General features: G+C 69.0%; 15 protein-coding genes and 1 tRNA gene. 3 read left to right on the plus strand and 13 right to left on the minus strand.

All coding sequences use genetic code 11. The features are described 5' to 3' along the window. Positions 1–48: 48 nt before the first annotated feature. The 6 genes from ACRWK8_RS18485 to ACRWK8_RS18510 form a co-directional block, all read right to left on the minus strand. Positions 49–2067 carry an ABC1 kinase family protein gene (locus ACRWK8_RS18485; protein WP_378735942.1) on the minus strand — a complete coding sequence of 673 codons (2019 nt, stop codon included), beginning with the start codon at positions 2065–2067 and terminating at the stop codon, positions 49–51. Positions 2068–2413: 346 nt separating this feature from the next. Continuing rightward, the gene (gene dacB / locus ACRWK8_RS18490; RefSeq protein WP_431871802.1) at positions 2414–3988 is read right to left on the minus strand and encodes a D-alanyl-D-alanine carboxypeptidase/D-alanyl-D-alanine endopeptidase; all 1575 of its coding nucleotides are present in this window, start codon (positions 3986–3988) and stop codon (positions 2414–2416) included. Positions 3989–4156: 168 nt separating this feature from the next. After that, positions 4157–6385, minus strand: coding sequence for an ABC transporter ATP-binding protein (locus ACRWK8_RS18495; protein WP_378735938.1), 2229 nt, complete (start codon positions 6383–6385; stop codon positions 4157–4159). Beyond that, positions 6382–7308, minus strand: a complete 927-nt coding sequence (locus tag ACRWK8_RS18500; RefSeq protein ID WP_378735936.1) for an ABC transporter permease — start codon at positions 7306–7308, stop codon at positions 6382–6384. The genes ACRWK8_RS18495 and ACRWK8_RS18500 overlap by 4 nt, the downstream gene beginning before the upstream one ends. After that, positions 7301–8311 carry an ABC transporter permease gene (locus tag ACRWK8_RS18505; protein ID WP_378735934.1) on the minus strand — a complete coding sequence of 337 codons (1011 nt, stop codon included), beginning with the start codon at positions 8309–8311 and terminating at the stop codon, positions 7301–7303. The genes ACRWK8_RS18500 and ACRWK8_RS18505 overlap by 8 nt, the downstream gene beginning before the upstream one ends. 82 nt (positions 8312–8393) lie before the next feature. Continuing rightward, positions 8394–10100, minus strand: a complete 1707-nt coding sequence (locus ACRWK8_RS18510; RefSeq protein WP_378735932.1) for an ABC transporter family substrate-binding protein — start codon at positions 10098–10100, stop codon at positions 8394–8396. Between the two features lie 663 nt (positions 10101–10763). Here ACRWK8_RS18510 and ACRWK8_RS18515 point away from each other — a divergent pair. Beyond that, positions 10764–11237 (plus strand): hypothetical protein, encoded by a 474-nt coding sequence (locus ACRWK8_RS18515; RefSeq protein ID WP_378735930.1) that lies wholly within the window; start codon positions 10764–10766, stop codon positions 11235–11237. Positions 11238–11361: 124 nt separating this feature from the next. Further along, a complete protein-coding gene (locus tag ACRWK8_RS18520) occupies positions 11362–11973 on the plus strand; it encodes a rhomboid family intramembrane serine protease (protein ID WP_378735928.1) in 612 nt (203 codons plus the stop codon). Between the two features lie 71 nt (positions 11974–12044). Here ACRWK8_RS18520 and ACRWK8_RS18525 read toward each other — a convergent pair whose 3' ends face one another. The 5 genes from ACRWK8_RS18525 to dcd form a co-directional block, all read right to left on the minus strand. Next, positions 12045–12959: a glycine betaine ABC transporter substrate-binding protein gene (locus ACRWK8_RS18525; RefSeq protein ID WP_378735926.1), complete on the minus strand. Its 915-nt coding sequence runs from the start codon at positions 12957–12959 to the stop codon at positions 12045–12047. 198 nt (positions 12960–13157) lie between these two features. Beyond that, positions 13158–14108 carry a glycine betaine ABC transporter substrate-binding protein gene (locus ACRWK8_RS18530; RefSeq protein WP_378735924.1) on the minus strand — a complete coding sequence of 317 codons (951 nt, stop codon included), beginning with the start codon at positions 14106–14108 and terminating at the stop codon, positions 13158–13160. Positions 14109–14147: 39 nt separating this feature from the next. Beyond that, complete coding sequence (locus ACRWK8_RS18535; RefSeq protein WP_378735922.1) at positions 14148–15371, minus strand: ABC transporter permease; 1224 nt, start codon at positions 15369–15371, stop codon at positions 14148–14150. Continuing rightward, entirely contained in the window at positions 15368–16381 is a 1014-nt protein-coding gene (locus tag ACRWK8_RS18540; RefSeq protein ID WP_431871807.1) for a quaternary amine ABC transporter ATP-binding protein, read from the minus strand. The genes ACRWK8_RS18535 and ACRWK8_RS18540 overlap by 4 nt, the downstream gene beginning before the upstream one ends. 409 nt (positions 16382–16790) lie before the next feature. Continuing rightward, entirely contained in the window at positions 16791–17375 is a 585-nt protein-coding gene (gene dcd, locus ACRWK8_RS18545) for a dCTP deaminase (RefSeq protein ID WP_378735919.1), read from the minus strand. Positions 17376–17498: 123 nt separating this feature from the next. Between dcd and ACRWK8_RS18550 the strand changes: the two genes are divergently transcribed. Then, positions 17499–17572, plus strand: a tRNA-Gly gene (locus tag ACRWK8_RS18550). Positions 17573–18019: 447 nt separating this feature from the next. Here the strand turns inward: ACRWK8_RS18550 and ACRWK8_RS18555 are convergent. Further along, positions 18020–18472, minus strand: coding sequence for a hypothetical protein (locus ACRWK8_RS18555; protein WP_431871810.1), 453 nt, complete (start codon positions 18470–18472; stop codon positions 18020–18022). Then, positions 18402–19022 carry an HAD domain-containing protein gene (locus ACRWK8_RS18560; RefSeq protein ID WP_378735913.1) on the minus strand — a complete coding sequence of 207 codons (621 nt, stop codon included), beginning with the start codon at positions 19020–19022 and terminating at the stop codon, positions 18402–18404. The genes ACRWK8_RS18555 and ACRWK8_RS18560 overlap by 71 nt, the downstream gene beginning before the upstream one ends.

Raw genomic sequence — 19022 nt, forward strand, 5'->3', positions numbered from 1 at the left:
GTCTCCCCGGCCACCGCCCGGTCACCACCTCCTCAGGACAGCGGCTGGTCACCGCCTCCGCCGGTCACCGTCCCGGACCATGTCCACGAGCAGCCGGAGCACGAACATCGCCGTGGCGGCCAGCAGCACCCACGCCAACAGGTTCAGCGCCTTCGTGTGCGTGGCCAGGTCCGGCCAGGACACCCCCTGTGCCTCGGTGACGTTGAACAGCCCCACCGACATGAACCCGGTGACCACGGCGAGCACCGTCATCACCGCACGCCACACCACCGAGCGCAGGAGTCTTCGGTCCTCGGGGTGGGCGAACAACCGCGCCTGCACCGTGAACCGGCCCTTGTGCAGCTGGTCGGTGATCCGGTCCAGTCTGCGCGGCAGCCGTCGCAGGGTGGGCAGCAGGGCGATCAGCTCCGCAGACGCCATCTCCCGCAGGTTCCCCGTTCCCAGCTGCTCGGACATCCTGGCCCCCGCGTACCGCTTGGCCTCCGCCACGGTGTCGAACCCCGGCGCGAGGTGGACCAGCGTCCCCTCCAGCGTGGCCAGCGCGCGGAAGACCCCGGCCAGCTCCCCGGGCAGCACCAGCCCGAACCGGGTGACCAGCATCAGCAGCTCGGTGAACATCCGCATGCTCGCGGTGGCGCCCCCGTGCAGGTAGCGCGCCATGAACTGCCCGAGGGACCTCCGCAGCCGCTCGGCGTCGATCTCCCCCGGATCGTCCACGACGTCCAGCAGGGTGTCGGTCAGCAGGACCGCGTCGCCCCGGTCGATCGCCAGGAGCATCATCTGGAGGGCCTCCCGGGTCCGGGCGTCGAGGCGCCCCACGGACCCGTAGTCCAACAGCCCCACACCGCCCTCGTCGAGGACGAGGATGTTGCCCGGATGCGGGTCGGCGTGGAAGATCCCACTCATCAGCACCTGTTCCAGCAGGCAGTCCAGCAGGACCCTGGCGAGGCGCTCCCCCTCCTCCACCGAGAGGTCACCGACACCCACCTGGGTTCCGTGCAGGCGCTCCATCACCAGGACCCGACGGCTGGTGTAGGCCTCGTACACCTGCGGGATACGCACCGGCGTACCACCCGTGGCGTCCGCGACCGCCGCGATGTTGGCGGCCTCCACCTCGAAGTCGAGTTCCTCCAACAGCGCCTCGGCGAACCCGTCGGCCAGTTCGAGCACCCCGATCGCGGGCCCCCAGTCGGTGTGCTCGTCGAAGCGGCGGGCCAGCCTGCGGATGATGTCCAGGTCCCGCCGGACCACCGGCACGATCCCCGGCCGCTGCACCTTCACCACGACCTCCTCGCCCCCGTGGAGCCGCGCCGGGTGCGCCTGCGCGATCGAGGCGGCGGCCAGGGGCTCGGGGTCGAACCCGGCGAAGACCTCCTCCAGGGGGCGCCCCAGCTCGCCCTCCACGCACTCGCGCACCCGCTCGAAGGGCACCTTGGCCACCTCGCTGTGCAGACGGCCCAGCTCCTCCACGAAGGCCGGTGGCAGCAGGTCCCGCCGGGTGGCCAGCACCTGCCCGAGCTTCACGAACACCACCCCGGCCTCCTCCATGGACCGGGCCAGGGAACGCGCCAGACGCCGCTGGACCGAGGTGTCCTCGATCCCCTTCCTCCCGCCCAGCACGTAGCCGCCCAGACCGTGGCGGGCCAGGATCCACAGGATGCGCCGGTACCTGCCGAGCCGCCCGAACCAGTTCCTGGCCTCCCGGACCATGGCCAGCGGCCGGAAGCGGGTGCCCCGGGGCAGCAACAGCTCCAGGCCGACGAAGGCGAGCATGGCGCCCACCGCCATGGCGAAGAGCATCAGGGACATGTACCCGGGGTCCTCCATGTCGGCCGGTTCGAGGGAGTTCAGCGCCTCGAAGCTGCCGTAGTAGGCCAGGATCGCGCCCACCGAACCCAGAGGTGCCCCGACCAACGCCGCCAGGGCCAGCCTCGGCAGGTTGAACGGCACGTCCATGAGCCGACTCGCGAGCTTGCCCAGGCCCAACAGGACCAGGACCAGGACGACCAGCGACACGACCTGACTGACGACCATGCCGAACACCGAGGTCACGGTCAGTGTTTCCATCAACGTCCTTCAGCCGGAGGAGGGTGGGGAGACCTCAACACTGTCACCCCCGGGCACCCACCGACAGCCCCGGTCCCCAGCCTGTGGACAACCCCCGCGCCCGCGTCACCGCCCGCGACCGGCGCCGCCGAACCGAGGTCCCCGCGGCCCCGTCCCGTCCGTCCGGCCGCACGCGTCCCCGGGCCGGAGGAGCGGGCGGAGGTGAACCCGCCCCGCACCGGCGTACTTCGCCCCCGGACCGGCGTACTTCGCCCGGACCGGCGTACCTCGTCTGGGTTCGCTGCGCTCCGGACACACGAGGGGCCCACGGGCCTGCCTCCCGTGGGCCCTCGGTTCGGTCAGCGGATCAGCAGGTCAGCTCCCATGAGCACTCGATCTCGCCGCCGTCGGTGACCTCGGCGCGCTGCGTGACCGTGCCCGTACGGGCCTGGTTGCCCAGGTGCTCGGCCAGCCGGACCACCACGGCGTTCTGCACGTCGAGGGGCGCGCCGCCGGTGTGGCCGTTGTTGACGACGCTGAAGTACAGCTCGCCGCCGTCCGGGCCCTGCACGTAGCCCGACAGGGCGCTCACCCCGGTCATCGTGCCGGTCTTGGCCTGCGCCACTCCTTCGGCGGCGGTGCCGCGCATCCGGTTGGCCAGCGTGCCCCCGACGAACGGGTCGCTGTCGCCCGCCACCGGCAGCGAGTGGTGCCACACCTCGTACCAGGGAGCGTCCTGGGCGCTGTCGAGCAGGTCGACGACGGTGTTGGCGGTGACCAGGTTGCCCCGCGACAAACCCGAGCCGTCGGTGAGGACCAGGTCCGAGGTGTCCACGCCCAGCTGCTGGAGCGCGGTGTCCTCGGCGGCGAGACCCGCCTCCCACGAACCCTCGCCCGCGACCTCGCGGCCGAGGGTCTTGGTCAGCATCTCCGCGTGCCCGTTGTTGCTGAACTTCATGAGCGGGACCAGGACTTCGCTCAGCGGCATGGAGGTGTGCTCCCCCACCACTCGGGGCCGGTGCCATTCGGTGGGTACCTCACCCCGCGCGACCCCGCCCTTCACGGCGACCCCGTTCTCCTCCAGGGCCTGGGCGAACAGGTGCCCGGCCAACCCCGCGGGCTCGTCCACGGTGCGCAGCGCCACCACCGGTCCGGCGTTCACCGAGAGCGACCCGGTGACAGTGACGGTGTTGGTGCCCACCGGGCGGTCGACCGTGATCCCGGTGCCCTGCCCCGCCGGGGCGGTGACGGCGCGGTTGTCGAGTTCCACATATCCCTCGGCGTCGCCCAGGTCGACATGGACGGGAGCACCCGCGGAGGCGGCCGTGACGGTCACCTCGGTGACGCCGGTGTCGTAGCGCTCGCCGTGGGCCACTGTGAGCGCGGAGATCTGCGCCGAGTACGCGTACGGCTCGTCCTCGGGCCACCAGTCGTCCACGAGGCGCTGCTCGTCGAACCACGAGTCGTCGGCGAACACGTCGCCTACGGAGGTCACCCCGGAGGCGGCCACGTCGGCGGCGAGGGAGTCGAGGTCCTCGGTGTTCAGGGTCGGGTCACCACCGCCGACCAGGTAGAGCTCGGGCACGTCTCCTCGGCCCGGGCGGCGTTCCACCACGGCCTCGGTGGCGAAGGTGTGGTCTTCCCCCAACACCTCCAGCGCGGCGGCGGCCGTGAAGAGCTTCGTGTTCGAGGCGGGCAGCAGCGGGGTGTCCGCGTCCCGCGAGTAGAGCGTCTCTCCGGACTCGGCGTCGGTGACGACCACACCGGAGGTCGCGCCCTCCAGCACGGGGTTCGCCAGGATCGTGTCGAGGTCGGCGCGCAGGTCGGCGGCGCGTTGGGCGGGCTCGGCGGTGTCGGCCCAGGCGGGCGCGACCGGGGCGAGGGCCACCAGCGGGGCCGCGGCGAGGGCGACCAGCCAACGGCGTGGGGGTGCGGGGGTCATGTGTCTCCTCCGGAAGGACCGATCGGGAGCATGCCAGGAGAACGTAACCGACCGTTTCACTCCACGCCAGGACGCCACCGGCGGTTCGATGGCAAAAGGGGCGTCTCAAACGGGGCACACACGGACGGGGCGGGCCGGGGATTCCCCGGCCCGCCCCGTGTGCGGCGCCTAGATGAGCTCGATCGCCTTCGAGTAGTGGCACGCGTCCCGGTGCCCGGTGCCCCGGTCCCTCAGGTCCGGCGGCTCCTCCACGCACCTGGTGCGCTCGGCGTCCGAAAGCTCGTTGGCGAACTTCGGGCAGCGCGTCCGGAACCGGCAGCCCGAGGGCGGGTCGGCCGGGCTCGGGATGTCACCGGTGACGGTGATCCGCTCCCGGGTCCGTTCCTTGACCGGATCCGGCAGCGGGATCGCCGAGATCAGCGCCTGGGTGTACGGGTGCGCCGGCGAGCTGAACAGCTGGTCCGTCGTGGCCGTCTCCACCATCTTGCCGAGGTACATCACGGCCACGCGGTCCGCGATGTGCTTGACCACCGACAGGTCGTGCGACACGAACAGGTAGGACAGCCCCAGCTCGTCCTGGAGGTCCTCCAACAGGTTGATCACGCCCGCCTGGATGGACACGTCCAGAGCCGAGACCGGCTCGTCCAGCACCAGCACCCTCGGGTTGAGCGACAGCGCCCGGGCCACGCCGATGCGCTGCCGCTGGCCCCCGGAGAACTCGTGCGGGTACCGCGACCCGTGCTCGGGGTTGAGCCCCACCAGTTCGAGGAGTTCCGACACCCGCCTCCGGGCGTCCCGGTGCCCGGACCCGTGGATGCGCATGGGCTCCGCGATGATGTCCGCGACCGTCATGCGCGGGTCCAGGGAGGCGAAGGGGTCCTGGAACACCAGCTGGAGGTCCTTGCGCAGCGGCCGCATCCTGCGGTCGGACAGGCCGTGCAGCGGCTGTCCCAGGTAGGTGACCTCGCCCGAGGTGAGCTTGATCAGGTTGAGCAGCAGCCGCGCCGTGGTGGACTTGCCGCAGCCGGACTCGCCCACCAGCGCGAGGGTCTCCCGCTCGCGCAGGTCCAGGGAGATCCCGGAGACCGCCTGCACCGCGCCGACCCTGCGCCGCAACAACCCCTTGGAACGGATCGGGAAGTGCTTGACCAGGTCGGTGGCGGTGAGCAGGACCTCGGGTCCGGCCGTGTCGGAGGCCGCGCGGGAGCCCTCCTCGTCCGCCTCCCCCCGGTACCCCTCGCGGGCCTCGGCCACCTGGGACTCGGCCGCCTCCACCTCGGCCACGGATCCCACGCCCTCGGTGTCCACGGAGGTGGCCCGGAACAGGTCGCCCGCCTCCGCGCCCACCAGGTCCTCGCTGAAGTGGCAGGCGGCGGTGTGCCCGGAGAGCCCGTCGCCCGTCTCACGCTCCGGTGACCCGTTCTCGATGGCCAGCAGCCGGGGCTCCTCCTCGTGGCAGCGCTCCCTGGCCATGGGGCAGCGCGGCGCGAACCCGCAGCCGCCCGGCAGGTCCCGCAGCGAGGGCGGGGTGCCGAGGATGGGGGTGAGCCGGTCGCCCCGGTCGCCGTCCAGTCGCGGCAGCGAGCCGAGGAGTCCCAGCGCGTAGGGCATGCGCGGCCGGTAGAAGACCTCCTCCACCGACCCCATCTCCACGATCCGGCCCGCGTACATCACGCCCACCCGGTCGACCTGCCCGGCCACCACGCCGAGGTCGTGGGTGATGAGCACCAGGGCGGCCCCGGTCTCCTGGCGAGCGCGCTGGAGGGCGTCCAGCACCTGCGCCTGGACGGTCACGTCGAGCGCCGTCGTGGGCTCGTCGGCGATGATCACGTCCGGGTCGTTGGCCATCGCGATCGCGATCACCACGCGCTGGCGCATGCCGCCGGACAGCTCGTGCGGGTACTGCCTGAGCCGCTGTTCGGGGGACGGGATGCCCACGATCTCCAGCAGCTCCAGCGCCCGCGCCATGGCGACCTTCTTGCTCACCTTCCGATGGGCGAGCACCGCCTCCGCGATCTGGTACCCGATCGTGTAGACGGGGTTGAGCGAGGTCAGCGGGTCCTGGAAGATCATCGCGATCCTCTGCCCCCGGACCTGGCTGATCTGCTTGTCGTCGAGCCCGATGATCTCCTGGCCCAGCAGCCGGGCCGAACCCTCCACCCGGGCGTTCCTGGGCAGCAGGCCCATGATCGCCATGGACGTCACGGACTTGCCCGACCCCGACTCCCCCACGATGCCCAGGGCCTCGCCCCGGCGCACCTTGTAGGAGACCTGCCGGACCGCGGGCAGCGGGCCGTCGTCGGAGGGGAAGGTGACGCTGAGGTCGCTGACCTCCAGCACCACGTCGTCGGTGTCCGCCACGGCGGTGTTTCCCTTGTTCTCGTACTCAGTCGTCATCGCCGCACCCTGGTCTGTCGTGGGTCGAGGGCGTCCCGGAGGCCGTCACCGATGAAGTTGATCGTCAGACAGATCAGCACCAGCAGCACACCCGGCGGATAGAACAGCCACGGCCGCGTGGACACCGCCGTGCGCGCGCTGCCGATCATCTGGCCGAGGGAGATGTCCGGCAGCTGGATGCCCAGGCCGAGGAAGGACATGCCCGCCTCCGCGAGGATGGCCACGGCCACCAGCAGGGTGGCGGCGACGATGATCGGTCCGGCCGCGTTGGGCAGCAGGTGCCGGAGGATGATCCACGGTGCCGAGGCCCCCGACGCGCGGGCCGCCTCCACGAACTCCTGCTCCCTCAGGGACAGGACCACGCCGCGCACCACGCGGGCGATGGTGGCCCACGAGAAGATCGAGATGATCAGCGCGATCGCGGACCACGAGGTCCCGGCCCCGCTGTTGCCCGCGATCGCCGCGGCGGCCACGAGCAGCGGGACGATCAGGAAGATGTCCACGACGCGCATCATGAACGCGTCCACCCGGCCGCCGTAGTACCCGGCGGTGGCGCCCCACACGGAGCCGACCGCGGTGGACAGCAGCGAGACGGTGAAGGCGACCTTCAGCGTCTGCTGGGCGCCGCGCATGAGCTGGCCGAGGACGTCGTGTCCGGCGGCCGAGGTGCCCAGCGGGTGCGCCCCGGACGGCGGCTGGTTGCTGGGGATCTCCTTGTAGACCGTGTGGTCCCAGGCCCAGAGGAAGGGTCCGACGAACGCGAACAGGGCGATGACCGCCAGGAGCACCAGGCTGATCATCGCGGGCCGGTGTCGGGTGAACCGGATCAGGATGGTCTGGAGCTGGGTCTGGTCGGCGCTGCTCCTCTTCCGCTTCTTCGCCGGGTCACGGCGCGCGCTCTTCGACATGCCGTTCTCACTCATAGCGAATCCTCGGGTCCAGCACGGCGTACAACAGGTCGGCCACCAGGTTGGCCAGGATGACGATCGTGCCGCTGAGCAGCAGCCATCCCATCAGCGCGAAGGAGTCGTTGTTGTCCACCGCGGTGATGAAGAAGTCACCCAGACCGCGCCACTGGAAGACCACCTCGGTGAGGATGGCCCCGTCGATGACGCCCGCGACGCCGATGGCCACCACGGTGGTCAGCGGGATGAGCGCGGTGCGCAGGGCGTGACGCCGGATGACCGTGTGGTTGCGCAGGCCCTTGGCCCGGGCCAGGCGCACGTAGTCGCTGTTCATCACCTCCAGCATCGAGGTGCGCTGGTAGCGGCTCCACGACGCGAAGCTGATCAGCATGAGCACGATCGTGGGCAGCGCCATGTGCGCGAAGGCGTTGAGGAACTGGTCCCACAGCGGCGCGCCCTCGGCTCGGAACCGCCCGTCACCGATGGTGGCGAACACCTGGTCGCCCACCAGCTGGTTGAACTTGACCCCGGCCGCCTGCATGATGCCCGCGAACCAGAAGGTCGGCAGGGCCAGGGCGAGGAAGCCGACGAACGTGAGGGTGTAGTCGAGTTTGGAGTACTGGCGCAGCGCGCTGATCACACCGGTGATGATCGCCAGGCCGAGCGCGAAGACCATGGACGCGCCGACCAGGCGCAGGGTGGTCCACAGGCGTTCCGCGATGGCGGTGCCGATGTCGTAGTGGGGGCCCTGGGTGGAGGGGCCGAACTCCCCCTGGAGCAGTCCGATGTCGCCGTTTCCGCCGATTCCGGTCACCCACAGCCAGTACCGCTCCGGCATGGAGCGGTCGAGGTAGAGCCGCTCCTCCGCCTGTTGCAGTACTTCCTCTGTGGGCGGTGGCTGGGCCATCCGGATGTCGGCGAGCGGGTCACCGGAGACGTCGATCATCACGAAGGTGAGGATGGATGCGAGGACCAGGACGGGGAGCGCGCCCAGGATGCGCCGCATCGTGTAAACGAGCATGGGAGTGATCCTTCAGGGGTGGACGAGGACCGGTCCGGCCCCGGGAGGGTGTCCCGGGGCCGGACCTGGGTGGTTCGCCTGACTAGCTGGCGACGTCCCACTCACCGATGTTGTAGGTGGCTCGGTAGCTGGACTGAAGGTTGTCGTGGACGTTCACGAGGCGGTCGGAGTTGGCGAAGAAGTAGTTCGGCTCCGCCATGATCGGGAGGACGTAGGCCTCCGGGACCAGGATCTCCATGGCCGCGTTGGCGTGCTCGGCCGCCGTGTCCAGGTCGGGGGCGTTGGCCACGTCGCCCGCCAGGTCGTCGACCTCGTCGTTGGAGTAGCCGCCGAAGTTGCTGCCGCTCTCGGAGTGCCAGAACTGCTCCGGGTTGCTGGTGAAGTACGGGGAGCCCGACCAGCCGTACTGGACGATGTCGTACTCCGTCGCGGCGAGCATGCCGCCCAGGTCGTCGGTCATCTCGATGTTGGTCGTGATGCCGATCTCGGAGAGCTGGGCCTGGATGAGCTGGACCGAGGTGTTGCGCACGGTGGAGTCGGTGCTGCGCAGACGGAACGGGCCGATCTCCTCGCCGTCCAGGGTGAGGGTTCCGCCGTCGAGCTCGTAACCGGCCTCCTCCAGGATGCTCTTCGCCTCGTCGAGGTCGCCGGTGCCCTGCGTCTCGCCCTCGAAGTGGTCGACGTAGTAGGGGCTGTCGCTGCCGAAGACGTGGTTGTTCTTCAGCTCGTAGTCCGGGTAGCCGGCGCCGAAGTTGCGGTTGGCGATGTCGTCGCGGTCGATCGCGGTGAAGATCGCGCGGCGCAGCTCGACGTCCTGGAGCGTCTCGTTCTTCAGGTTGAGGTCGACGTGCTCCCAGGTGGCGCCCTCGGCGACGGTCACCTCGGCGTTGGCGACGTCCTGGAGCTGGAGGATCACGTCCTCGCTGTAGTCCGCCGGGTTGCCCCCGTCGATCTCGCTGTTGACGAAGGCGTTCACGAAGGTGCCCTCGTCGGTGTTGTACGGCATGGTGATCTTGTCGAGCGCGGGCGCCTCACCGAAGTAGTTCGGGTTCGGCTCCTTGACGACCTCGTTCTCCAGGTCCCCGGCGGTGATCATGTACGGGCCGCCGGACCACTCGGGGCGCTCGGCGTGCAGCCAGTCGTAGAACTCGCCCAGCTGGTCGGCGTCGTCGACGTCCCAGCCGTTCTCCTCCGCGAGGTGGGCGGGCAGGAAGCCGCCGGCCTGGCTGTGGGCGTCGAACAGGCCCATCCACTCCGGGTCGGCCAGCCCCTCCTTCAGCTGGAAGGTGGCGGTCTTGCCGTCGACCTCGACGGACTCGACCTTGTCGAAGCTCGCGGCGGCGCGCGGGTCGCAGCCGCCGCAGTAGCCCTCGTCGGGCGAGGTGCCGAGCATCCAGGAGACGCGCAGGTCCTCACCGGTCATCGGCTCGCCGTCGCTCCACACGGCGTCCTCGGCGAGGGTGATCGACCACTCGAACGGCCCCTCGTCGGGGTCGTCGTTGATGAGCTCGGGCTCCTCCGCGAGGACGTTCATGTCGTACTCGTAGGTCGCGTCCGGCTGCCACTGTCCGGTGTAGGGGAGCACACCGGAGAGCATCTGGATCACGTAGACGCTGCCGCCGGCGAGGCTGGTGGCCTGCCAGGCGCCGGGGAGGCTGTTGATGACCCAGGTGACCTCCTTGGCTCCGCCGTCGCCACCGTCACCCCCTCCTCCTCCACAGCCGCTGGCCACCATGACCGCTGACGTCGCCGCGGCGGCGAGTGCCAACGTCTTTCGGCGCTTGAACATAGTCACACCCTTGATCACTCATGCGAACAGGCCACGGGGTGGGCGCCCACGGGGCACAACCCACCAAAACTAGGCGATTAGTCGATTAGAAGACCATTAAGGGAAATGTCTGTATAGCCCCAATGCCGATTTCGTGACCCATCCGCAACCGGCCCGCGCCCGGGCGAGCCGGAACGAGTCACGCACTCTCAATACACCGGCAACAACCAGGACATCCCCACATCATGCCAGGTCAAGCGGACACGTGGAACAGGGGCCCAGGCCAGCGGGATTCGGACACACTGGAAAAGTATTCGGGTTCAATCAAGGGCTTCCAGAGCAAAGACACAAACGTAAACGACGTTTAACTACGGCCTCGAAGCACGCAACTACCGAGAGAGAACAGGACAAACGACCCAAACTTCACACACGGCTCCATACATGCACCCGAGGACATCTAATACCACCCCTCCCCACCTCACCTCTCCCGGAGAGCAATTCATGGGATAACCCGGTCATCACTCCATGGAAAGCGACACGGGGGAGGAAACCTCCTTGCGCCTGTCCTGAACTCCACGCACGAGATGACCGAAACCGCGATGCCCGTACCCACGAAGCGGATAGGGTTCCCAGTGACGACCTCCGTCATCCTCAGCGCCCCGCCCAGCGAGAGAGGCATCCGCCGTGTCCGAACCGGTCCGCCTGGTCTGCCCCGTCGGCCGTAAGTACGTGGAGCTGTGGGGTGGTTACGCTCTGCTGGCCCTGGGCGCCGTGGTCGTGGCCGTCGACCCCACCCACTGGGCCAACATCGTGCTCGGCGTCCTCCTCGGGCTCCTCGGGGCCGCCTCGGCCGTCGACGGACACCGGATCAAGGCCCCGGTACTGGAGGTCACCGAGGACGAGTTCCGCTACCGGCGCGGCGCCTACGTCGTGCGGGTGCCCTTCATCGACATCGGCTCCTACTACGTGCTTCCCGGCCGGATCCGCTCCCTCGGCCTGTGCGACCACACCGGGCGCCCCAAGCGCTTCCCCTCGCTCAAGAGTCGCCGGACCTCGCGCACCTACCTGCCGCTGACCGGGATGACCAACCCGGCGAAGGTGGAGGCCTTCATGGCCGTCGCGGGCATCCCCCCGCGCAAGCGCTCCCTGTCCTCCTGACGCTCCCGCGAGCTCCCCTGAGCGGTCGCGACAGAGCAGTCATCTGTGAACACAACAGATCATTTCGCCCACACGCGCCCCAGGAACATACCGACGCAAGGCAGCTTCATCTAGTCTCGATGGGGTGAAGCAGTCCAGAATCACCGCCATCCTGACCGTCGCGGGGATGCTCGCGGCCATGTGGGTCCTGGAGATCCTCGACACCCCGCTCGGGGGACACCTCGACCGGCAGTTCGGAATCCAGGCCCGCAACGCCGACGCACCCTGGACCGTGCTGACCGCGCCCTTCATGCACGGCAACTTCGCCCACCTGATCGGCAACTCACTGCCGTTCCTGGTGCTGGGCGCCCTCGTCGCCTTCAGCGGCCTGGGCCGGTTCCTGCTCACCACGCTGATCGTCGCCGTCGTCAGCGGCGTCGGCGTGTGGCTGTTCACCCCCTCACACGTCGTGACGGTGGGCGCCAGCGGGCTGGTCTTCGGCTACTTCGGCTACACGGTGCTGCGCGGCATCATCGAACGTCGGACCGTCGACATCGTCATCATGATCTGTGTGGTCATCTTCTACGGAACGATGATCTGGGGGGTTCTGCCCCAGCACCCGGGCGTCTCCTGGCAGGCGCACCTGTTCGGCTTCCTGGGCGGGCTCCTGTCCGCCTACGTGCTGCCCAGGCGCGACACGGGCCAGGCGAACCAGCGGAGCGTCGGCGGCGCCCAGGGCGGCTACTACGCCCCCTGATCCCCGCGCACCGCACGACGACGGGGCCGACTCCCGGAGGGGAGACGGCCCCGTCGTCGTGTCCGGACCGGTCAGAACTCCAGACCCTCGGCGTCCTCCATCAGCGTGCGCTCCAGGAACAGCGGGTTCTGGGCGAGCCACTGACGCGCCCCGGCCGCGGGGTCGGTGACCCCGGGGCCGACCGTGAGCGCCTCCAGGGAGGCCAGCTCCTCGTCGTCCATGGTCCAGTTGCGCAGCCACTCGGCCAGTTCGGGGTAGTCCTCGGCGAACCCCGCGCGACCGATCGAGTGCAGCCCCTCCGTGCCGCCCATGCCGCCCTGCGGGTCCTCCAGGTCCCGGAGGTCGTACTGGGCGTAGGCCGGGTGCGGACGCCACAGCGTCACGACGATCGGCCGCTCCTCCGCGATCGCGGCGTCCAGCCGCTCCATCATCCCCGCGCCCGACGACGTCTCCAGCTCGAAGTCCCCGTCCAGCCCGTACAGCGGCATGGCCTGGTCACGCGTGACCTGGGTCAGGCCCGCGTCCGGCTCGATGCCGACGATGGTGCCCCCGAGCTCGTCCGCGTGCGCCGGGAGGTCGTCGATCTCCCGCACGTCCCGCACGTACTCCGGGACCGCGAGAGTGAGGACGGCGTTGTCGTACCAGGAGCCCAGGCTCTCGATGTCGTCCCGGTGCTTCTCCATGTACTCGTGGTGGGTGACCGGAAGCCACATGTCGAGGTAGAGGTCGAGCTCGCCGTCGGCCACCCCCTGGAAGGCCGGGGCGACGTCGACCTCGGTGACGGTGACGTCGTACCCCTTCTCCTCCAAGACCGCCTCCCACATGTGGGTGACCGCGACCGCCTCCTCCCAGGGGATCAACGCGATGTCGACCTCCCGCAGGTCCTCATCCGCTCCCTCGGAGTCCCCCGAGCAGGCGGACAGCAGAAGCGCGCCGCTCAGACCGGCGGCGGCCAGCCCCGTTCCTCGCCTACGTCCGACCTTCATGTATTCGTTTCCCTCGCTACGCACACGTGCGGAGCCGACCGAGGAGAGGGGGGAGCCCAGGGGGCCCTCGGTACCGGCTCCGGGACTTCGCCCAGACGAAGGCCGCCCCCACACTCGGTGAAGGCGGCCGTCATCGTATGTCTACCCCATCAAAGGGGACGAGTGGTACACCCCGTGACGGGTGCCACACTCTGGGTTCTAGAAGTTCAGGCCCTCGGCGTCGTCGCCCAGGGTGCGCTCCAGGAACTCGGGGTTGTCGGCGAGCCACTGACGGGCGCCGGCGTCGGGGTCGTCGACGTCGTCACCGACGGTCAGCGCCTCCAGGCTGGCGAGCTCGTCGTCACTCATGTCCCAGCCCTCGAGCCAGGAGGAGAGCTGCGGGTAGTCGTTGCCGAAACCGTCACGGCCCACGGCGTGGATCGTCTCGGCGTCACCCATGAGGCCCTCGGGGTCCTCAAGGTCCTTCAGGTCGTGCTTGGCGTAGGCCGGGTGCGGACGCCACAGCGTCACGACGATGGGCTCCTCCTCGGCGATCGCGGAGTCCAGCTCCGCGAGCATCGCCGCACCCGAGGAGGTGACGAGCTCGAAGTCGTCGTCCAGCTCGTAGCCGGGCATCGCGGAGTTCTGGGTGGTGTCGGTGAGACCGGCGCCCGGGTCGATGCCGACGATCCGGTTGTCCAGCTCGTCCGCGTGGTCGAGGAGGTCGGGGATCGAGTTGACGTCCTCCATGTAGGTGGGGACGGTCAGCGTGAGGATCGCGTTGTCGTACCAGGAGCCGAGGTCCTCCAGCTGGTCCCCGTAGTCGTCCCAGTACTGCTGGTGGGTGGCGGGCAGCCAGGTGTCCAGGAACAGGTCCACGTCACCGTTGGCGGCGCCCTGGTACATCGGGGCGACGTCGACGTCGGTGACCTCGACGTTGTAGCCCTTCTCGTCCAGGATGGCCTCCCACATGTGGGTGACCGCGATCGCCTCCTCCCAGGCGATCAGGGCGATGTTGACGTCCTGGAGGTCGTCACCCGTGCCCGAGCCGCCCTGGCCCTCGCCGGAGCCGCCGGTCAGGTCCTCACCGTTGCCGCCACAGGCGGTCAGGAGGAGGACCCCGCTCATACCGGCCGCGGCCAGACCCATCATGCGCTTACGGCTGTACATCTGATTCCTTCCATCAGGACTGCTCGAAGAAGACCGGGGTCAGGAACTGCTGACACTGGCCTGAGGACTCTTGCGGGTGACGGCGGCGGTCAGGCGGTCCAGGAAGATCGCCAGGATGACCACGGCGATTCCGGCCTCGAAGCCCAGCGCGCCGTCGTTACGCGTGATGCCCTGGTAGACCTGGCTGCCGAGGCCGCCCGCGCCGACCATGCCCGCGATGACGACCATCGACAGACCCAGCATGATGACCTGGTTGACACCGGCCATGATCGTCGGCAGGGCGAGCGGGAGCTGGATGCCGGTGAGGATCTTGCGCCTGGGAGCGCCGAAGGCCTCACCCGCCTCGACGAGCTCCTTGTCGATCTGCCGGATGCCGAGTTCCGTCAGGCGCACGCCGGGCGGCATCGCGAACACGATGGTCGCGACCACACCGGGCACCGCGCCGATGGAGAAGAAGAAGATCGCCGGGATCAGGTAGACGAACGCCGGCAGCGTCTGCATCAGGTCCAGGACCGGCTTGGCGACCTTGCTGACGTAGTCGTTGTAGGCGGCCAGGATGCCGATCGGGATCGCGATGACCACCGCGATGAGGCTGGCCACCAGGACCAGGCCGAGGGTGTCCATGGCGTTCGACCACTGGCCGACGGAGGCCACGACGGTCAGGGCGAGCAGCGCGAAGACGCCCAGGCGCCATCCGGCCACCGAGAGCGCGAGCAGGCTCAGCAGCAGGATCATCAGCAGGGACATCGGGTTGGTGACCAGCATGGGCAGGACCAGCCAGCCCAGCAGCACCAGCGCGAGCCAACCGCCCGCGACGATCCCCGTGCGCACCCGGTTGGCGCGGTCCACCATGCCCAGGGCCGCCGTCGCGATCAGGAAGACCAGCGAGACGACGAAGGTGGGCTCGACGTTCGTGTCGAACAGGTTCATGGCCCAGACGAAGAGCCCCGGGACACTGTTGATGAAGCCGGTCACCAGGGAGAACTGCGCCTCCGCGATGTACAGGAGCGACACCACCACGACGATGGCGAGCAGCGGCACCCGGCGCGAGCGCACCAGCGGGACCGCGATGATCACGGCCGCGACGAAGGCGAGCTGTCCGGCCGCCGGCTCCACGAAGAACCCGGACAGGACCGCGACGGCCCAGCGGATGAAGTCGCCGGTGAGGTCGAAGAACAGCCCGAAGTTGCTCTTCAGCCAGGCGTTGAACGCCTCGAAGCCGTCACCGATGGGCAACGACGGAGGGAAGTCGACGGGGGTCACTTGGCCACCTCCTGGACCAGTGCGGCGAGCACCGACTCACGGGTGACCATGCCCAGCACCTCGTCGTCGGCCGTGACCACCCGGAGGCGGTTCTCGGTGGCGACGCTGGTGAACAGGTCGGCGACCAGGGTGCCCGCGGCGACCTGCGGTGCGCCAGCGTCGACGGCGACGTCGGCGAGCGCCTCGGCGGCGGTCAGCACGCGGCTGCGGTCCACGTCCTCCACGAAACGCTCGACGTACTCGTTCGCGGGCGAGTTCAGGATCTCCGACGCCTCACCGATCTGGGCGACGCGACCGTCGCGGAGCACGCAGATCCGGTCACCGAGGCGCATGGCCTCGTTCAGGTCGTGGGTGATGAAGATGATCGTCTTGCCCAGCGTCTCCTGGAGCTCCAGGAGCTGCGTCTGCATGTCCCGTCGGATCAGCGGGTCGAGCGCGCTGAAGGCCTCGTCCATCAGGATGATGTCCGTGTCGGCGGCGAGGGCGCGCGCCAGGCCGACGCGCTGCTGCATGCCGCCGGAAAGCTGCTGCGGGAGCTTGTCCTCCCAACCCTCCAGCCCGACGAGGGCGAGGGTCTCCTTGGCCTTGGCGAAGCGCTCGGCGCGGGAGAACCCGCGCAGCTCCAGCCCGTAGGCGGCGTTCTCCAGCACCGACCGGTGGGGAAGCAGGGCGAAGTGCTGGAAGACCATGCTGATCTTCTCGCCCCTGAGCTTCAGCAGGTCCTTGTGGCTGAGCGTGGTGATGTCCACGCCGTCGATCTCGACCGATCCCGACGTGGAGTCGAGCAGTCCGTTGAGCATGCGGATCAGGGTGGACTTCCCCGATCCCGAGAGTCCCATGACGACGAAGATCTCGCCGGGTTGGACCTCGAAGGACACGTCGATGACGGCAGCGGTCACGTCGAGGTCGGCGATGGTGTCGCGGTGGCTGCCGTCGGCGAGCCGTTCTACGGCCGCCTTCGTCTGCTTACCGAACACCTTGTACAGGTGGTCTGCGCGTACTACTGGCACGGTCTCCTCAAGGGGGCTGTCCCTGGCGCGAAGCCGAGCAGGGTGCGATTCCCAGCGCTCAGCCAGCGGTTACTTCAGGTAGCCGGTCCGCGCAGAGCCCCCTCCGTGCGCACCCGAATCGGGCGAAACCACTACCTGGTTCACGTCGGGGCGCCACCTTACCGAGATATGAACGCACAGTTCAGGCGGCATGTCACTACCAGATAACGTGTTTAACCGCCATAAAACCCGTCTGCCGACCTGTGGCACGGGATGGCGACCTCGAAAAACACGCTTATGTGATCTATGCCACTGCCCATTTCATGGTGACTCGGATCACGTTTCAGCGACATGTGCGCAATGCGACAGAACGTGTCAGTACATAACCGTACCGTAAGGGTTTTCGCCCGACCAGAGGAGACCGCCCCTCCTAGGCCTCGACGATCCGGGTACGCGCGAAGTTCTGGTGCGACCGCGACGGCGTGGGACCGCGCTGCCCCTGGTAACGGGAGCCGTAGGCCGCCGAGCCGTACGGACGCTCGGCCGGGGAGGTCAGCCTGAACATGCACAGCTGGCCGATCTTCATGCCCGGGTAGAGCTTGATCGGCAGGGTGGCCACGTTGGAGAGCTCCAGGGTGACGTGCCCGGAGAACCCGGGGTCGATGAACCCCGCCGTGGAGTGGGTCAACAGGCCCAGCCGCCCGAGGGAGCTCTTGCCCTCCAACCGGCTCGCGATGTCGTCCGGGAGGGTCACCACCTCGTAGGTCGACGCCAGCACGAACTCACCGGGGTGGAGGATGAAGGCCTCCTCCCCGTCGGTCTCGACGAGCCGGGTCAGGTCCGGCTGCTCCACCGAGGGGTCGATGTGGGGGTACTTGTGGTTCTCGAAGACCCGGAAGAACCGGTCGAGGCGGACGTCGATACTCGACGGCTGGACGAGAGAGGGTTCGAAGGGATCGATCCGGACCCGCCCGGAGTCGATTTCTGACCTGATATCGCGATCGGAGAGCAGCACGCTCCGAACCTACCGCCTGCGAGAACGGGCCGAGGGCAGCACCCGGCACCCCGCCGACTTGCCTACCGGGCCCAGAGTTGGGCTAGGATAGCCAGCGTTGGAGAGCCCCTCGGGCCACCCGACGCGGATGTAGTTCAATGGTAGAACTTCAGCTTCCCAAGCTGATAACGCGGGTTCGATTCCCGTCATCCGCTCCAGACACACAGATGGCCAGGTCGTTCGAGGTTTTTCGAACACCTGGCCGTTTGCTTTTCTAGGGGTGTGAGCCGGTCGCCGTGCCACACACGTGCCACACGCCTGTCCGGGGTGAGGTTCAGGCGGGGACACCCGCGAGCGTCGCCGTCGTCCTCGTCCCCGTCCCCCGCCGACCCGTTGGCACTCAGCCTCGGCGGCCCCCAGCTTGTCCGCGATCTCGCGTTCACGTTTGTCGCGCGCGTGAAGGTAGATCACCGCGGCCCTCGTACTGGAGTGGCCCATCCGCCGCATCAGTTCGCGCAGCAGTACCCACCGGGGGCGGAAACCGCTCCTGGGCAGCCGGTACAGCCCGTGTCCGTGACGCGCGTTTCGCCCCGAAGCCTGACCGACGCCGGGACGGCCACCCGTCCCGAAGGACGAGCGGCCCCAGATCCCCTCCCGGCTTCCCTTCATCCGGCCTCGCGGAGTACGTTCACCACCCGTTCCACGTGCTCACGGGGGAAGAGAAGATGCGCGCTGGGAGCCCTCCTGCCTCGGCCACCGATGAGCTCGGGCAGTAGCGGGCGGACGCACCACCAGGACTCGGCGAGTCCCCACTGGGACAGGGCCAAGCGGAGCTCGGAGTCTCGGCTGAGCAGGCCCACCAGGTGTTCGGCGTCCTCGGCCTCCAGCTCCAGCCAAGCCCGGTCCGCGCAGAAGTCGATCCACCGGCGATCTCCCGCCGCGAGTCCGGGCGGTGAGGCGGCCAGCATGGCCCCGTAGTCCTGACAGCTCGACCGGGTGCGGATGCCGAGTTGCCAGAGCCTGGTGATGAGCGGAACCAGGTCCTCGTCAATGGGAACCTTCGCTCCTTGGGGTGTGCGCAGCGGCCGCCAGGGGTGGAGTGCGGGCGGCGACGTCATCGCGGTCTCCGTTCGTGCGTACGTTCCGTGCGATGGCCAGGGCCCAGGTCCGCACCGCGTCGATGTGGGCGCGCCGCAGGCCTTGGTAGGGGTCGGGTTGGATCAGCAGGGTGGGCACCCCGTTCAGGGATCGCTGGCGGGCCCACTCGTGGTCGGGGTGGGCGAAGTCGTCGTCGATCCACACGAGGGGCGCCTGCGCGGCCCAGGTGGCGACGGCGTCGCGTTTCCACAGGTAGCCGTTGGGGTGTCGGGTGAGCTGCCTGGTGGGGCCGAGGTCGATGTGCGGGTAGGTGGCGAGGCCGAGCCGGGGGCCGATGGTGCACGCGGCCGCGCTCTGCCAACTGGTGGCCCAGATCGGGCGGACCAGGCCCGTGGAGTGGAGCTCGGTGATCCACGAACCGTGGTCCGGGTTCAGCCATACCGGCACGTCGGTGCCGTTGAGGTCGACCCGGTGGGGCCGGTAGTCGGGTGGGAGTGAGCCTCCGGGCCCGGGGAAGGGGTTGAGGACCCCGTCGATGTCGTTGAGCAGGTACGGAGGGTTGGCTGTCAT

This window comes from Nocardiopsis eucommiae (assembly GCF_965344335.1).
Lineage (GTDB): Bacteria > Actinomycetota > Actinomycetes > Streptosporangiales > Streptosporangiaceae > Nocardiopsis > Nocardiopsis eucommiae.

Coding starts and splice junctions, on each gene's coding strand:
- ACRWK8_RS18485 (WP_378735942.1), bottom strand. CDS start 2,067: ATGGAAACACTGACCGTGACCTCGGTGTTCGGCATGGTCGTCAGTCAG.
- dacB (WP_431871802.1), bottom strand. CDS start 3,988: ATGACCCCCGCACCCCCACGCCGTTGGCTGGTCGCCCTCGCCGCGGCC.
- ACRWK8_RS18495 (WP_378735938.1), bottom strand. CDS start 6,385: ATGACGACTGAGTACGAGAACAAGGGAAACACCGCCGTGGCGGACACC.
- ACRWK8_RS18500 (WP_378735936.1), bottom strand. CDS start 7,308: ATGAGTGAGAACGGCATGTCGAAGAGCGCGCGCCGTGACCCGGCGAAG.
- ACRWK8_RS18505 (WP_378735934.1), bottom strand. CDS start 8,311: ATGCTCGTTTACACGATGCGGCGCATCCTGGGCGCGCTCCCCGTCCTG.
- ACRWK8_RS18510 (WP_378735932.1), bottom strand. CDS start 10,100: ATGTTCAAGCGCCGAAAGACGTTGGCACTCGCCGCCGCGGCGACGTCA.
- ACRWK8_RS18525 (WP_378735926.1), bottom strand. CDS start 12,959: ATGAAGGTCGGACGTAGGCGAGGAACGGGGCTGGCCGCCGCCGGTCTG.
- ACRWK8_RS18530 (WP_378735924.1), bottom strand. CDS start 14,108: ATGTACAGCCGTAAGCGCATGATGGGTCTGGCCGCGGCCGGTATGAGC.
- ACRWK8_RS18555 (WP_431871810.1), bottom strand. CDS start 18,472: ATGACGTCGCCGCCCGCACTCCACCCCTGGCGGCCGCTGCGCACACCC.
- ACRWK8_RS18560 (WP_378735913.1), bottom strand. CDS start 19,022: ATGACAGCCAACCCTCCGTACCTGCTCAACGACATCGACGGGGTCCTC.